This window comes from Mannheimia haemolytica, from assembly GCF_004342115.1.
GTDB lineage: Bacteria > Pseudomonadota > Gammaproteobacteria > Enterobacterales > Pasteurellaceae > Mannheimia > Mannheimia haemolytica.
On the sequence record NZ_SMAC01000016.1, the window covers coordinates 20,873 to 34,715 of the forward strand.

Annotated in this window: 11 protein-coding genes, 1 tRNA gene and 1 pseudogene; 10 read left to right on the forward strand and 3 right to left on the reverse strand. The window is 41.8% G+C overall.

The window, feature by feature from the left end:
- Window positions 1-172: 172 nt before the first annotated feature.
- The 5 genes and pseudogenes from EDC41_RS07260 to EDC41_RS07280 all read left to right on the forward strand — a co-directional run bounded on the left by EDC41_RS07260 (window position 173) and on the right by EDC41_RS07280 (window position 4,358).
- Window positions 173-1,383, forward strand: a pseudogene (locus EDC41_RS07260) (ATP-binding protein).
- 67 nt (window positions 1,384-1,450) lie between these two features.
- Complete coding sequence (locus EDC41_RS07265) at window positions 1,451-2,068, forward strand: MarC family protein (RefSeq protein WP_006248043.1); 618 nt, start codon at window positions 1,451-1,453, stop codon at window positions 2,066-2,068.
- A 21-nt stretch (window positions 2,069-2,089) separates the two neighbouring features.
- Window positions 2,090-3,319: a molybdopterin molybdotransferase MoeA gene (gene moeA / locus EDC41_RS07270; protein ID WP_006252384.1), complete on the forward strand. Its 1,230-nt coding sequence runs from the start codon at window positions 2,090-2,092 to the stop codon at window positions 3,317-3,319.
- Window positions 3,320-3,417: 98 nt separating this feature from the next.
- The gene (gene moeB / locus EDC41_RS07275; protein ID WP_006253460.1) at window positions 3,418-4,167 is read left to right on the forward strand and encodes a molybdopterin-synthase adenylyltransferase MoeB; all 750 of its coding nucleotides are present in this window, start codon (window positions 3,418-3,420) and stop codon (window positions 4,165-4,167) included.
- A gap of 115 nt (window positions 4,168-4,282) precedes the next feature.
- Window positions 4,283-4,358, forward strand: a tRNA-Asn gene (locus EDC41_RS07280).
- Between the two features lie 119 nt (window positions 4,359-4,477).
- Here the strand turns inward: EDC41_RS07280 and yfbV are convergent.
- Window positions 4,478-4,915 carry a terminus macrodomain insulation protein YfbV gene (gene yfbV / locus EDC41_RS07285; protein WP_006248046.1) on the reverse strand — a complete coding sequence of 146 codons (438 nt, stop codon included), beginning with the start codon at window positions 4,913-4,915 and terminating at the stop codon, window positions 4,478-4,480.
- A gap of 130 nt (window positions 4,916-5,045) precedes the next feature.
- Here yfbV and EDC41_RS07290 point away from each other — a divergent pair, with 130 nt between their 5' ends.
- From EDC41_RS07290 to glnE, 5 genes are all read left to right on the forward strand, one after another.
- A complete protein-coding gene (locus EDC41_RS07290; protein WP_020824152.1) occupies window positions 5,046-5,795 on the forward strand; it encodes a hypothetical protein in 750 nt (249 codons plus the stop codon).
- Between the two features lie 8 nt (window positions 5,796-5,803).
- The gene (locus EDC41_RS07295; protein WP_006248048.1) at window positions 5,804-6,361 is read left to right on the forward strand and encodes a septation protein A; all 558 of its coding nucleotides are present in this window, start codon (window positions 5,804-5,806) and stop codon (window positions 6,359-6,361) included.
- Entirely contained in the window at window positions 6,351-6,815 is a 465-nt protein-coding gene (gene yciA, locus EDC41_RS07300; protein ID WP_006248049.1) for an acyl-CoA thioester hydrolase YciA, read from the forward strand. Before EDC41_RS07295 ends, yciA begins: the two co-directional genes overlap by 11 nt.
- A gap of 1 nt (window position 6,816) precedes the next feature.
- Complete coding sequence (locus tag EDC41_RS07305; protein ID WP_006252387.1) at window positions 6,817-7,098, forward strand: YciI family protein; 282 nt, start codon at window positions 6,817-6,819, stop codon at window positions 7,096-7,098.
- Between the two features lie 171 nt (window positions 7,099-7,269).
- Window positions 7,270-10,161, forward strand: coding sequence for a bifunctional [glutamate--ammonia ligase]-adenylyl-L-tyrosine phosphorylase/[glutamate--ammonia-ligase] adenylyltransferase (gene glnE, locus EDC41_RS07310; RefSeq protein ID WP_032849179.1), 2,892 nt, complete (start codon window positions 7,270-7,272; stop codon window positions 10,159-10,161).
- Window positions 10,162-10,194: 33 nt separating this feature from the next.
- Here glnE and EDC41_RS07315 read toward each other — a convergent pair whose 3' ends face one another.
- Both EDC41_RS07315 and EDC41_RS13850 read right to left on the reverse strand, forming a co-directional pair.
- Window positions 10,195-13,353 carry a type I restriction endonuclease subunit R gene (locus EDC41_RS07315; RefSeq protein ID WP_006252389.1) on the reverse strand — a complete coding sequence of 1,053 codons (3,159 nt, stop codon included), beginning with the start codon at window positions 13,351-13,353 and terminating at the stop codon, window positions 10,195-10,197.
- A 25-nt stretch (window positions 13,354-13,378) separates the two neighbouring features.
- Complete coding sequence (locus EDC41_RS13850) at window positions 13,379-13,810, reverse strand: type I restriction enzyme endonuclease domain-containing protein (protein WP_006252390.1); 432 nt, start codon at window positions 13,808-13,810, stop codon at window positions 13,379-13,381.
- Between the last annotated feature and the right edge of the window lie 33 nt (window positions 13,811-13,843).

Consider the following 13,843-nt stretch of genomic DNA (forward strand, 5'->3'; position numbering starts at 1 on the left):
ATTTTGCGTATTTTAGCATAAAAAAGCAAAGCCATTGCTTTGTGAACTAAAATAAGAAATTCAGTTTAATTCAATATTCTGTGTTGAATTAAACTTAAAAAATAATTTAAATTAAGTTTAATTCAACATTATATATGAGGTTAAACTTGATTTAGGCTATTTTGGAGGAAAAATGATTTCTCGGCAAATGCAATCGCTGTTAAAACGACTCGTGGCGCAATTTCCTGCCGTTTTAGTGACAGGGGCAAGACAGGTTGGTAAATCGACATTGTTACAACATATTGGTGAGGGCTATCAATATATTACTTTTGATGACCCAATGTTGCTGGAGCTGGCTAAACAAAAATCTCGCCTGTTTTTTTAAACCATCAAGGCAAGCTTATTTTAGACGAAGTACAGTATGTGCCTGAAATTTTTGCGTTATTAAAGTTAGAAATTGATAAAAAACAGCAAAACGGTTTGTTTTTACTTTCGGGGTCGCAAGCCTTTGAATTAATGCAGAATGTGAGTGAAACACTTGCCGGTCGTATTGCTATTTTAAAATTACAAGGGCTTTCGTTGCGTGAAATTTTAGGGGTGAAGTTCGATCAACCTTTTTTACCGACAACCGACTATTTGTTAGCTCGGGAGCAAGAATTAAAATCACCGGAGAACATCTGGCAGCTTATCCATAAAGGCGATATGCCTCGTTTATATGCACAAGAGGTGGATTGGGAGATTTATTATCGCTCTTATGTAGCGACCTACATTGAGCGAGATGTTCGCCAATTAACCAATATTGCCAGCACAACGGATTTTACCCGTTTTATGGTCTCTATTGCCTCTCGTAGTGGTGAGCTACTCAATTACAGTAATATTGCTCAAGAAGTTGGAGTATCGAATGAAACGATTAAACGTTGGGTCGCCATTTTGCAGACTTCCGGCATTATCTATTTGCTCCAGCCATACCACAACAATCATTTGAAACGGGCAATTAAGACCCCAAAAGTGTATTTTCTAGACACCGGGTTAATGGCGTATTTAACCAAATGGCTTACCCCCGAAACTATTGCTCAAGGGGCAAAAAGCTGGCAGTTCTTTGAAACCTTTGTGGTAAGCCAAATTATAAAATCCTTTCATAATCAAGGAATTGAGCCGCCGATTTATTTTTACCGTGATACTAACCAGAAAGAGATCGACTTAATTATTGAATATGATCGCACGCTTTATCCGATAGAAATTAAGGTCACGGCAAGCCCAACCAAAAAAATGGCAAAAAGTTTTGACTTGCTAAACTCAGTTTCTAGTGAATGGAAATTAGGGCAGGGAGCGATTATTAACCAATATCCGACCAAACTTTATTTAAGTGAAAATTTGGTAGCGTTACCGGTGAGCTATCTGTAAGAAAAAGCCGTGCAAGCGGTTGTTTTATGCTAAAATTTTGCAAATTATCAAGATAACAGGAGAGAATATGTTTGATTCATTAGCGGTACAATTTGTGGTTTTATGGGCGGTGATCGACCCGATTGGTTCTGTTCCTGTTTATTTGGCAAAAACCATTGGTTTGCCGATTGAAGCACGGCGTAAAATTGCACTAAATGCGGTCTTGATTGCCGCCGGTATTTTGATTTTCTTCCTTATCGGTGGGCAAGTGCTGTTAGAATCAATGCAGATTCCGTTACCTGCATTCCAAGCGGCAGGCGGCTTAGTGCTGTTGTTATTTGCTTTAACGATGATTTTTGGCGAAAGCAAGCCCGAGCAAGAAATGCGGATCAGCAGTAATCTGAATGAATTGGCGGTTTATCCGCTAGCTGTACCGTCGATTGCTTCTCCCGGGGCGATGATGGCAATCGTATTATTAACCGACAATCACCGTTTTCATATCGGCGATCAAATTATCACCGCCGGCATTATGCTTTTGGTACTCTTTATTACCTATTTGTTGCTATTAGCGGCAAACCGTATTCAGCACCTTATTGGTAATGCAGGGGCTGCGATTATCAGCCGAGTGATGGGGTTAATTCTGGCTGCGATTGCGGTGAATAATCTGTTGATTGGCGTACGGGATTTCTTTGTACAAATTAGCTAAACGTTGAATAGGTAGGAAATTATGGCACTTTTGGCTTTGAGTGATGCGTTAGATAATATGCTTGCTCGTTTATCGACACCTAAATTGGTGGAACAACTTCCGTTAAATGAGTGTGCTAACCGAGTGTTGGCAGAGGATATTTTTTCCCCGATTAATGTACCGAATTTTGATAATTCGGCGATGGACGGCTACGCGGTTCGTATTTCAGATTTAGCACAAAATTTAACCTTGAATGTGGCTGGTAAAGCCTTTGCCGGTAACCCGTTTAACGGCGAAATAAAGGCAGGCGAATGCGTGCGGATTATGACGGGAGCATTAGTGCCACAGGGCGTTGATGCCGTTGTAATGCAAGAGGAAACTACGTTAAATTCCGATGGCTCTGTAACCTTTAACCATATTCCAAAATTAGGCAGTAACATTCGCCGCATTGGGGAAGATGTTAAACAGGGGGCATTGGTCTTGAAAAAAGGCTCATTATTGAATGTAGCCAGTTTACCGTTGCTAGCTTCACTCGGTATTGCTTCTGTGCCTGTTTTTGTAAAATTAAAAGTGGCAATTCTTTCAACCGGCGATGAATTAACCTCAGTTGGCGAGCCTTTGAGTGAGGGAAAAATTTACGACACCAACCGTTTTGCGGTGCGTTTAATGCTGGAAAAACTCAACTGCGAGATTTTAGATTTTGGGATTTTGCCTGATGACCCAATTCTGTTTGAGCAAACTTTCAGGCAAGCCCAACAGCAAGCCGATGTGTTGATTACCAGTGGCGGCGTATCTGTGGGAGAGGCAGATTTTACCAAAGATGTACTGGAAAAATTAGGCGAAATCGGTTTCTGGAAAATTGCGATGAAGCCGGGCAAGCCTTTTGCATTCGGTAAATTAGAACAGGCTTGGTTTTTTGGGCTGCCGGGCAACCCTGTCTCTGCATTAGTGACTTTCTACCAATTAGCGCAACCGGCGTTAGCCAAACTTTCGGGTTTATCGACAGATAAAATTGCAAAATTAACCCAAAATCTAACCGCTTGCAGTGCCGGAAAATTGAAAAAAGCGGTCGGTCGCCAAGATTTCCAACGGGGCTATTACTATGCCAATGAAAAAGGTGAGTTAGAAGTTCGTGCAGTTGGCACGCAAGGCTCACATATTTTCAGCGCTTTTAATGAAAGTAACTGTTTTATTGTGCTAGAAGCAGAACGAGGCAATGTTGATGCTGGGGAAAAAGTCACTATTCAGCCGTTTAATTCGCTGATGTATTAATGAATTAAGATAGCGCAAGCGTCCACGCTTGTGCTAGCAATAAAAATATAGGCACAAGCGTGGACGCTTGCGCCATCGTTTACTCTTTAGGTGTAAAAATGGAACTTACCGATCACGAAATGCTACGTTATAATCGCCAGATTATCCTAAAAAGCGTGGATTTTGACGGGCAGGAAAAGTTAAAAGCCAGCCGAGTGTTGATTGTCGGTTTAGGTGGTTTGGGCTGTGCGGCATCGCAATACTTAGCTTCTGCCGGCGTTGGGCATTTGACTTTGGTGGATTTTGATCTGGTCTCACTTTCTAATCTGCAACGCCAAATTTTACATACCGATGCGACTATCGGGCAGCCAAAGGTGGAATCTGCCAAAGCTCGATTAGCGGCGATTAATCCGAACATTCAGATTGAAACTATCAATCAGCGATGTTCCGATGAGCAGTTAGCCAAGCTGATTGCAAATGTAGATTTAGTGCTGGATTGTACCGATAACGTTACTGTGCGTAATCAGTTAAATTTGCAATGTTTTAAGCAAAAACGACCGCTTGTTTCCGGTTCGGCAATTCGATTTGAAGGGCAGGTGAGTGTATTTTGTTATCAAGAACAAGAACCGTGCTATGAATGTTTAAGCAGGTTGTTTGGTGATGCGACTTTAAGTTGTGTTGAAGCGGGGGTCATTGCTCCGATTGTTGGCATCATAGGCAGTATTCAAGCGTTGGAAGCAATTAAAGTGCTACTTAATATCGGCAGAACTCTTTCCGGAAAATTGTTAATGATTGACGGCTTGCATTTTTCTGTCAGAGAAATGGCATTACCTAAGCAAAATAACTGTCCGGTTTGTACCTCTTATTAAGTATTTTTCTCATACTTATTGGCGAAAAAATGTCAAGAAATGTAAAAAATGAACGACAGTTTATTTTTTTTATTTGACGGCTAAAACGTTTTAGCCTATTATTTACACCGTTAATTCCTCCTTAGTTCAGTCGGTAGAACGGTGGACTGTTAATCCATATGTCGCAGGTTCGAGTCCCGCAGGAGGAGCCAAGATTTTATTTTTCTTTTGTTCTTGTTTTATTTGTCTCCTTTTATAAAACAGTAATTCAAACCTCCAGAATTAGAACAAAAGTTTTACCCCACTTATTTTAAGTGGGGCTTTTTTTATTTTATAACTCATCAAAATATTCATCTCCCCAAGTCTCTTCTGCTAGCTTGAGTAAATTTGCAAAATCTTGGAAAGAAGGTACCGCTTGTGTTTCTTCTAATTTGACTTGTGCCGAAATTAATTTTTGTCTAAGCGACTCATACCATTCCAATAATGATAAAGATAACGGTGATCTTGCCCGTTTTCCAAGCCAATATAACCCTTGAAACGGAATAGAAATGGCGAAAACAGCAGTAAGTACCGAATTGGCTAAAATAGATTGGGTCGGATCGGTAAAGCAATATTGCCAAACTAATGCAAAGCAAGCAAAAGCAGGCATTACTTTAGAGGAAAATTTTACCAAGCGAATAATGTGGTAATCTGGCATAAAATTGGCTAATTTTTTCTGATTCGGCAGAGTGTTGAGGTAACGCTGTCCTGCATCAAATAAGCTTAACATAGGATTATCTCTTTCAAATTTTTCTTTTATTTTAGCTAACTGATTAAAATCTACAATAGGTTAATGCAGTTTGGCTCAAGCCTTGCTATACTTCACAACAAAATATTTACAATCTATTGAAGGGTATTTTATGTCAATTAAATTTGTCGATTTATTGCAGCAAAGTTGGAACTTTATGCGTAATCAACAAGCATTTTCACTGTTTGCCATTGTCACCATTGTGGTTGTGCAGTTGGTTTTTATTTTAGTGTCGCCAAATTCGCCTGAGCTAATGGTGGAGTCGCAACCGCAACAACTTCAAATTGATGCCTCTAAAATGGTGTCTATACTATTGCCAACTATTTTATTAGGTGTTGTCAATCTTTTGATCAATGTCTTAATGATTTTCAATATCCAATCGATTAACGATGGCAATTATCGTCAATTTTTCCAAAATGCAGGAAACGCATTAAAGCACTTCCTACCTGTGCTGTTGTTACAATTTGTGATGGTGTTACCGCTTTCTCTCGGTGCATCTTTTGCAATGGCATCGCCTGAAACAGTGATTATTGCATTGCCGGTGTTGGTAGTCGGTTTTTATTTTTTTATCAAATTATCGTTAGTGATTTATGCTTATTTATTGGAGAAACCGCAGAAAAGTCTATCGGAAAGTATTAAATTTACGCTTCAATTATCACGTGGAAAAATGCTACCGCTGATTTTATTTTGTGTGATTTCTTATTTATTACCGGGGATGTTATCTCGTTTGTTCACAGTGTTTGGTAATGACTTTATTGGCATATTCATTACCATTGTTTTAAGTGCGGTAATTAACGTCTTTATGGCGATTTTCAGCTTCCGCTTTTACCAAGTTTACCGCCAAATGCCGGCAGTGCGTTAGGAGTATCAATGAAACAGTTACTTGAATTTATTCCGCTGATTCTGTTTTTTGTCGTGTATAAAATGAGCGGTATTCAGATGGCGTCTATCGCATTGGTTATCGCTACAATCGTGCAAATGATCGCCTTAAAAATGCTCTACGGCAAAATTGAAAAACAGCAAATTATTATGGGTGGCTCGGTGGTCTTTTTCGGCTTACTGAGTGCCTATTTTAATGAAGTTAAATATTTACAATGGAAAGTAACCATTGTTTACGCTCTGTTTGCATTGGTGCTATTAGTGAGCCAATTTGTGTTCAAAACACCATTAATCAAAAAATTATTAGGCAAAGAAATTCAGTTGCCTGAAGCAGTGTGGAATAAAATAAACTTCGGTTGGGCAGTATTCTTTCTGATTTGTATGCTGCTGAATATTTATATCAGTCAATATTTATCGGAAGAGATTTGGGTTGATTTCAAATCCTTTGGCATTATTGGCTTAACCTTAGTCGCAACGGTTATTACCGGTTTCGTCCTTTACCCTTACTTAAAAGATGCTGAAAAGCAGGAACAAAAAAATGAAAGATAAACCCTATGGAAAAGCCCCGGAAGGGAAACTGATTTTAAGAACTTTGGCAATGCCGTCAGATACTAACGCCAATGGCGATATTTTCGGCGGTTGGATTATGTCGCAGATGGATTTAGGCGGTGCAATTTTAGCCAAAGAGTTGGCAAAAGGTAGAGTCGTTACGGTAACGGTAGATAAAATGATTTTCCACCGCCCGATTTCAGTCGGTGATGTGGTCTGCTGCTACGGCAAGTTAATGCACATAGGGCGTTCTTCGATGCAAGTGAAAGTCGAGGTCTTTATCAAACAAGTTTATGAGGGCAATCGCGAACGTTATCTCGTAACCGAAGCCTTATTTACCTATGTAGCGATTGATAAAGAAGGCAAACCGCGTGCTGTGCCGAGAGAAAATAACCCCGAATTAGACGAAGCATTATCGCTAATTGATTTAACCCCTGAAAAACAAGGAGAATAGTATGTATTATGTTATCTTTGCCCAAGATAATCCCAATATGTTGGAAAAACGTTTAGAAGTTCGCCCGGCTCATTTGGCTCGTTTGGAAAAATTACAGGCAGAAGGTCGATTATTAATCGCAGGGCCTAACCCGACTGAAGACGGCTCAAGCGTAACCGGTTCAACTGTAATTGCAGAGTTCAACTCACTTGAAGAAGCTCAACAATGGGCAAGCCAAGATCCTTATGTGGAAGCCGGTGTGTATGGCGATGTGATTATTAAACCGTTTAAAAGAGTGTTTTAATTTTTTCTCCCCTCTTTAGAAAAGAGGGGCTGGGGGAGATTTGATTACGATATTAATGTTTCGTATGAGAGTAAAATTACCTCTGCCAAATCTCCCCTAAGCCCTCTTTGCTAAAGAGGGGAATTGATCGAGCGTAAAATTCTATCTATTTTCAATTTTGAGCCTAAATTTATGCTTACCACCCTAATTCCCTTATCCCAACTCAATTTACCGCCCAATTTGCAAAATTCTGAGCAAATTCAACCGCTTGTGACGGCGATTTCGCTTTCCAATTTCGTGCATCAAACCTTGCAAAAACAGCCGGATTTACTGGCAGAATGGCTTGCCAAGTTTCCTACGCCTGATGATTGCTGCAATTATACTGAGCGTTTAGCAAAAATATTAGCAAGAGTGGAAAATGAAGAAATGTTGGGGAGGGTTTTGCGGCAATTTCGCCACCGTGAATTGGCTCGTCTGAGCTTTATTCAGTCAAATAAATTAGCGACGGTAGAATTGGTATTTCAGCATTTGTCGGATTTAGCCGAGAGCCTGATTCTAGCCGCTCGAGATTGGTTGTTTCAGCGTTGCTGTGCCGAATATGGCACGCCAAAGAACACTCTTGGCGAAACACAAGAACTGCTGATTTTAGGTATGGGCAAATTGGGCGGACGAGAGCTTAATTTTTCTTCCGATATTGACCTGATTTTTACCTACCCCGATATTGGTGAAACCGAAGGTGGACGCAAACCGATTGAAAACAGCAAATTTTTTACCCGAATGGGGCAGCGGTTAATTAAAGTATTAGATGAGATCACCGCTGATGGTTTCGTGTATCGTACCGATATGCGACTTCGCCCCTTTGGTGATAGCGGAGCCTTGGTGCTGAGTTTTACTGCAATGGAAGATTATTACCAAGAGCAAGGGCGTGATTGGGAACGTTATGCGATGATTAAAGCAAAAATTTTAGGCGAGGATAGCCAAAATTTAAATCATCGCTATTTAAAGCAAATGCTCCGCCCTTTTGTTTACCGCCGTTATCTGGATTTCAGTGCAATCCAATCGTTGCGTGAAATGAAAGAAAAAATCAGCCGTGAAGTGGTTCGCCGTAATTTAACCGATAATATTAAATTTGGTGCCGGTGGGATTCGGGAAGTGGAGTTTATCGCCCAAACTTTCCAAATGATCCGTGGCGGGCGAGATAAAATTTTACAAGAACGTAGCCTGTTAAAAGTGCTACCACGCTTGGCAGAATTAAATTTATTAACCCAAACGCAGGTGGAAACGCTCCACAATGCCTATATTTTTTACCGTCAAATTGAAAATGTATTACAAGCGATTGACGATAAACAAACTCAAACCCTACCCACTGATGAAGCCTCGCAAGCCCGCCTTGTATTTGCTTGCCAAAGCTATTATCAGCAAGATCTATATAGCGAAAAAACGCATTGGGTGGAGCATTCCTTTAACGATTGGCAACAATTTATGGCAGTATTGAGCCAATATCAACAAGCAGTACGCCAGATTTTTAATGAAATTATCGGTGAAGAGGAAACACAAGCCAACTGCAATCCGGTTAATGAAAAATTAGCCGAATGGAAAGACATTTTGCACTATAACATTCGCCTTGAAGATTTATCCGCAGTGCTAAAAGGTTATCCAAAGGTTGCAGAAAATGATTATACGGAGATTTTCCGTCACTTTTCTACTACCTTTCAAGATTGGGTAAAACGCCCGATTGGGGTAAGAGGGCGAGAGGTGCTACGCAATTTAATGCCTAGAATTGCCGACAGCATTTTTAAAGGTGAAGATCATTTATTGTTATTGCCTCGCGTGTTGAATATTGTCGATAAAATCACCACCCGAACTACCTATTTGGAATTAATGCTCGAAAAAGAGCAGATTCTGCCTCAACTTTTAGCATTGTGTAGTAAGTCGGTTATGATTGCGGAACAGATAGCTCGATATCCAATGCTACTTGATGAGCTGATGAGCCATAGAGGCTTAACCGACGTGCAGGCTTTTGAAAAATATCAATCTGCCTTGCAGGATTATTTAATCCGCATTCCTGAAGAAGATGAAGAAGCACTGATTGATGGCTTACGTCAGTTCAAACAAACCCAAATTTTACGCATCGCCGCTGCTGATATTTTAGGCGTGCTGCTGGTAATGAAGATCAGCGATCATCTTACTTACTTAGCAGAAGCGATTATTAATGCGGTGGTAAATATGGCGTGGAAGCAAGTCAGCCAACGCTTTGGTGTGCCGGAACATTTAGAGGCTGATGAAAAAGGGTTTGCAGTTATTGGCTACGGCAAGCTAGGCGGGATTGAACTGGGCTATAATTCAGATCTCGACTTGGTTTTCTTGCATAATGCCCCAGAGGATAGCCAAACTGTTGGCGGTAAAAAAGAGATTTCAAGCCATCAATTTTACTTAAAATTGGCTCAAAAAATTAACTCGATTTTTAACCTTAATACCAGTGCCGGCGTACTATATGAAGTGGATATGCGACTTCGCCCATCAGGCGAGGCTGGGCTTTTAGTCAGCACTTTCAATGCCTACGAGCATTATCAAAAAAATGAAGCGTGGACGTGGGAAAGCCAAGCCCTCGTGCGGACAAGATGTGTATTTGGGGCGGAAAACCTCAAACAAGCCTTTGAAAAAATCCGCCAAAGCACGCTTGCTCAGCCTCGTGCAAGCGGTCAATTACGCCAAGAAATTTGCGAAATGCGACAGAAAATGTACCAACATTTAAGCTCGCATTCAGCCGAGCAATTTCATATTAAACAAGATCAAGGAGGTATTACCGATATTGAATTTATCGCCCAATATTTGGTATTAGCCCACAGCCACCAACACCCGAAAATGGCAGTATGGTCGGATAATGTCCGAATTTTCGACAGCGCAGTAGAATGCGGTATTTTAAGTTCCGAACAAAGCGAACAGCTACAACATTGCTACACCGCACTGCGTAACAAAATCCACCACCTAAACTTATTACGCAAAGACAGCGTGGTGGACGCAAGTGAATTTACCACCGAGCGAGCATTTGTGCGGGAAATGTGGCAGAGGTTATTAGCATAAATTTAGGGCGTACATTGCACGCCCTAATATAGATTACGCCGTTTCGGTGATAGCGAACTCTCCGGCGATCTCTTCCGCTTGTTGCAACACAAACTCAATCGCTTCCGCCTGTAAATCGGGCGGGTATTTATAGGTACGCAGAGCAATGCGGATTAAGGTTCGCATTTTGGCACGAACCGAGTCTTTATATTGCCAATCTACGGTGACCGATTTGCGTAATTTATCGGTAATGTCTTTGGCAAGTTTCATCAATACCTCATCGCCCATTTCCCGCACCGCACTTTCATTACGTGCCAAAGCATCATAAAACGCCATTTCCGCAGGGCTTAGTCCCAACGCTTCCCCTCGTTTTTGGCGGGCTTCAAACTCTTTGGCGAGGGCGATCAGCTCTTCTAAAATTTCCAATACGCTTAAATTGTGGTTGTGGTATTGGTTCATCGCCTCTTTGAGTTTCTGTTCAAATGCTTTTTTTGTGGCAAGATTGGCACCGCTTTGCTCTCGCAGTTGTGAGGCAAGATAACGCTCCATTGCTGATAGCCACAAATCTTTGGTTGGGCTGTTTTTTACTGTTTCCAAAAACTCATCAGAAAGCAGGTTGATGTTTGGGCGGTCTTTTTTCAGCAAATCAAATAAATCCACCACACCATCCGACTGTACCGCACGATTCATCAAGGCGGTAAGCTGCAACAAGCGGTCATTTTCGCTCGAAGAATTGCGAGGAGCGGTGCTGTTTTTGATAATGGTGGCACGCACTGCATCATAAAACGCCAGTTCCTGTTTATAGGGTTCAACTGCTTTTAATGCCCCACACAAAGCATAACCTTTTTTCGCCAAGCGTACCGATTGCAAAAAGGCGTTTTTGCGTGGGGTTTTGTCTTTGGCAGTGTTATCAGGTGGCTGAATGCGGTCTAGGGCAAGAATATGGTTGGCTGATGTCAAAATCGCATTGAGCAGTTTAGGCGGTTCGCTGATTTGCAACATTTTGGCAATATCAACCGCTTGTCCGTCAATCGGTGTGGCAAATTGCCCACGAATGACCGTGATATGTTCCACCATTTTTTCCAGCACCGCTGAAATGTCCCGCACCGGCTTTTCTTTGCCGCCTGCGTTGGTGTACTGCTTCATCGCTTTTTCCAGCTCATCGGTCAAGCCCACATAATCCACAATCAAGCCGCCATTTTCACGGCTTTTGTTGCGAAATACCCGATTTACCCGAGCGATTGCCTGCATCAGGTTGTGTCCGCTCATTGGTTTATCAATGTACATTGTGTTACAGCAGGGCGCATCAAAGCCTGTCAGCCACATATCCCGCACAATCACGATGTTGAGCGGATCGTCTGGGTCTTTAAAGCGTTTTTCTAAGGTTTTCTTATCCTGATTGTGTTTTTGCCACTCGGCAGGGTCGCTGGCATTACTTGTCATCACAATTTTAATGCTGCCTTGAAGCACATCGTTTGAGTGCCATTCTGGACGAAGTGCGGTGATTTTTTCGTACAATTTCACGCAAATGGCACGGCTCATCACCACAACCATCGCCTTGCCGTCTTGCTGTTTGGTACGCTCATCGTAATGGGCAATAATATCTTCCGCCATTTTTTGCAAACGGCTATCCACGCTGTGCAGTTTTTCACGCAGGCGGAAGTTATAGCTGTTTTCATCGTCATCAATCAGTTGTTGTGCCTCTTCCATCACTTTGGTAAACTCGCCACTTTCGCCTAAGCTGATTTGGCGTGGCTCATAAATAATCGGCACGGTTGCCCCATCTTCCACCGCATCTTCAAAATCATAAATCGAGACATATTTACCGAAGACTTCTTGGGTGTCTTTGTCATCAAGTTCAATCGGCGTGCCTGTAAAACCAATAAAAGAAGCATTCGGCAATGCACTGCGTAAATGCTTGGCGTAACCCTCACGATACTCGCCTTTGTGGTTGATTTTTTGGCTAAAACCATATTGCGAACGGTGTGCTTCATCGGTAATCACAATGATGTTTTCCCGCTCGTTTAACACTGGGTGGGCAAGCTCGCCCTCCATTAAGCCAAATTTTTGAATGGTGGTAAAAATTACACCGCCTGCTGAACGACTGGCAAGGGCAGAGCGGAGTTCGTCTCGCCCATCGGCTTGGATAGGCGTTTGTTTGAGCAATGCCTCACCACCGCAAAAAGTGGCGTAAAGCTGACCGTCTAAATCGTTGCGTTCGGTGACTAACACCAAAGTTGGATTTTTCAGGCAGCCTTGGCTTAATACTTTACCTGCATAAAACAGCATCGAAAGCGATTTGCCCGAGCCTTGCGTATGCCAAAACACACCGATTTTGCGGTTGCCTGTGGTGGCAAGCAAGGTGCAATCCACCGCTTCATTCACGCCATAAAACTGATGATACGCCCCGATTTTCTTAATCAAACGGTTTTTGCCGTCCCGTTCAAACACCACAAAATTCTGCACATAATCCAGTAGATTTTTGGGGTTCATCACGCCTTGCAGTAGGGCGGTGAGTTCATCTTCAAACACAATGCGTTTGTTCTGATTTTTTTCATCAACCACACGCCAAGGGGTAAAACGGTCGAAATCGGCGGTCAGCGAACCGATACGGGCGACAATGCTGTCTGAAATCACGAGTGCCTGATTAAACACAAACAAATCAGAAATTTCATCTTTATAGGTTTGCAGTTGGGCAAACGCCTTGCCGATGTCGGCATTTTCTTTGAGCGGATTTTTCAGCTCAAATACCACCAGCGACAAGCCATTGACAAAGCCAATCAAATCAGGAATGCGTTTGCCTTTTTTACCGCCAATATCCAGCTGATTGACAATGCGAAAATCGTTATTTTCTGGACGCTGAAAATCAATCAGCTGCACCACATCAGACACCTGCTCACCGTCCAACTGATAAGTGATTTTGACCCCATTTCTTAGCCAATCATAAGCCTGACGATTACGCTCCGCCAAATCACTACTTTCCGCACGGCACACCTGTGCCACCACATTTTCCACCTCACAAGCGGGCAAATTCGGGTTGAATTTTGCAATCGCTTCGGCAAGCAGCGGCTTTAATACCACCTCAGTGGCTCGCTCCCGCCATTCGTGTTCTAAACCTGCCAAAATCGTTTTGCCGTAGGTGTAGTCCCAGCCCAAGCCTTGCAAAGTCGCAATGGCGGATTGTTCAATGGTGTTTTCGTTGATGCCTAGCATTGTGGGTTCTCCGTGAAAATAATGTTTATGGCTGAAAATCTAATGTGAATAATTTATCTAACATATTTTCTATTTGTTCTTTATTCATGTTGGTTTGAGATAGGATTCTACGCCATGCAATTTTGATTTTTGCTTTAATTTCATCTCGTGTTTGCCAGTCAGTTACCATATTGGTTTTTAGAATATTGAGTAACTTATTGGCTATTTGTTCTAGGTCTGCATCAGGAAGAGCTAGATAAGGTATTAATAATTCCTTAATATTATTAATAGAGCTATTGTTTGTAAGAGTAGGGATACTACCTTCGTTATTTGCAAGAGTTGGAGACTCCCAATGATTTGGCGTTGAACTATCAATAATTTTTTGGTTTTTGTTATATGGCTGAAATTCAGAAAGTAGATTGCAATAGTCAGCAGCCCCCATTAAATCAGGAAATAAATTGGCGTGATGAATATTCATTTGTCGCAAAGACAAAATGCAATCACTTTGAAT

What these genes read in the sequence shown, in the direction of transcription:
- EDC41_RS07265 (WP_006248043.1), top strand. Translation starts at nt 1,451, where the DNA reads ATGTTTGATTCATTAGCGGTACAATTTGTGGTTTTATGGGCGGTGATC.
- moeA (WP_006252384.1), top strand. Translation starts at nt 2,090, where the DNA reads ATGGCACTTTTGGCTTTGAGTGATGCGTTAGATAATATGCTTGCTCGT.
- moeB (WP_006253460.1), top strand. Translation starts at nt 3,418, where the DNA reads ATGGAACTTACCGATCACGAAATGCTACGTTATAATCGCCAGATTATC.
- yfbV (WP_006248046.1), bottom strand. Translation starts at nt 4,915, where the DNA reads ATGTTAAGCTTATTTGATGCAGGACAGCGTTACCTCAACACTCTGCCG.
- EDC41_RS07290 (WP_020824152.1), top strand. Translation starts at nt 5,046, where the DNA reads ATGTCAATTAAATTTGTCGATTTATTGCAGCAAAGTTGGAACTTTATG.
- EDC41_RS07295 (WP_006248048.1), top strand. Translation starts at nt 5,804, where the DNA reads ATGAAACAGTTACTTGAATTTATTCCGCTGATTCTGTTTTTTGTCGTG.
- yciA (WP_006248049.1), top strand. Translation starts at nt 6,351, where the DNA reads ATGAAAGATAAACCCTATGGAAAAGCCCCGGAAGGGAAACTGATTTTA.
- EDC41_RS07305 (WP_006252387.1), top strand. Translation starts at nt 6,817, where the DNA reads ATGTATTATGTTATCTTTGCCCAAGATAATCCCAATATGTTGGAAAAA.
- glnE (WP_032849179.1), top strand. Translation starts at nt 7,270, where the DNA reads ATGCTTACCACCCTAATTCCCTTATCCCAACTCAATTTACCGCCCAAT.
- EDC41_RS07315 (WP_006252389.1), bottom strand. Translation starts at nt 13,353, where the DNA reads ATGCTAGGCATCAACGAAAACACCATTGAACAATCCGCCATTGCGACT.
- EDC41_RS13850 (WP_006252390.1), bottom strand. Translation starts at nt 13,810, where the DNA reads ATGAATATTCATCACGCCAATTTATTTCCTGATTTAATGGGGGCTGCT.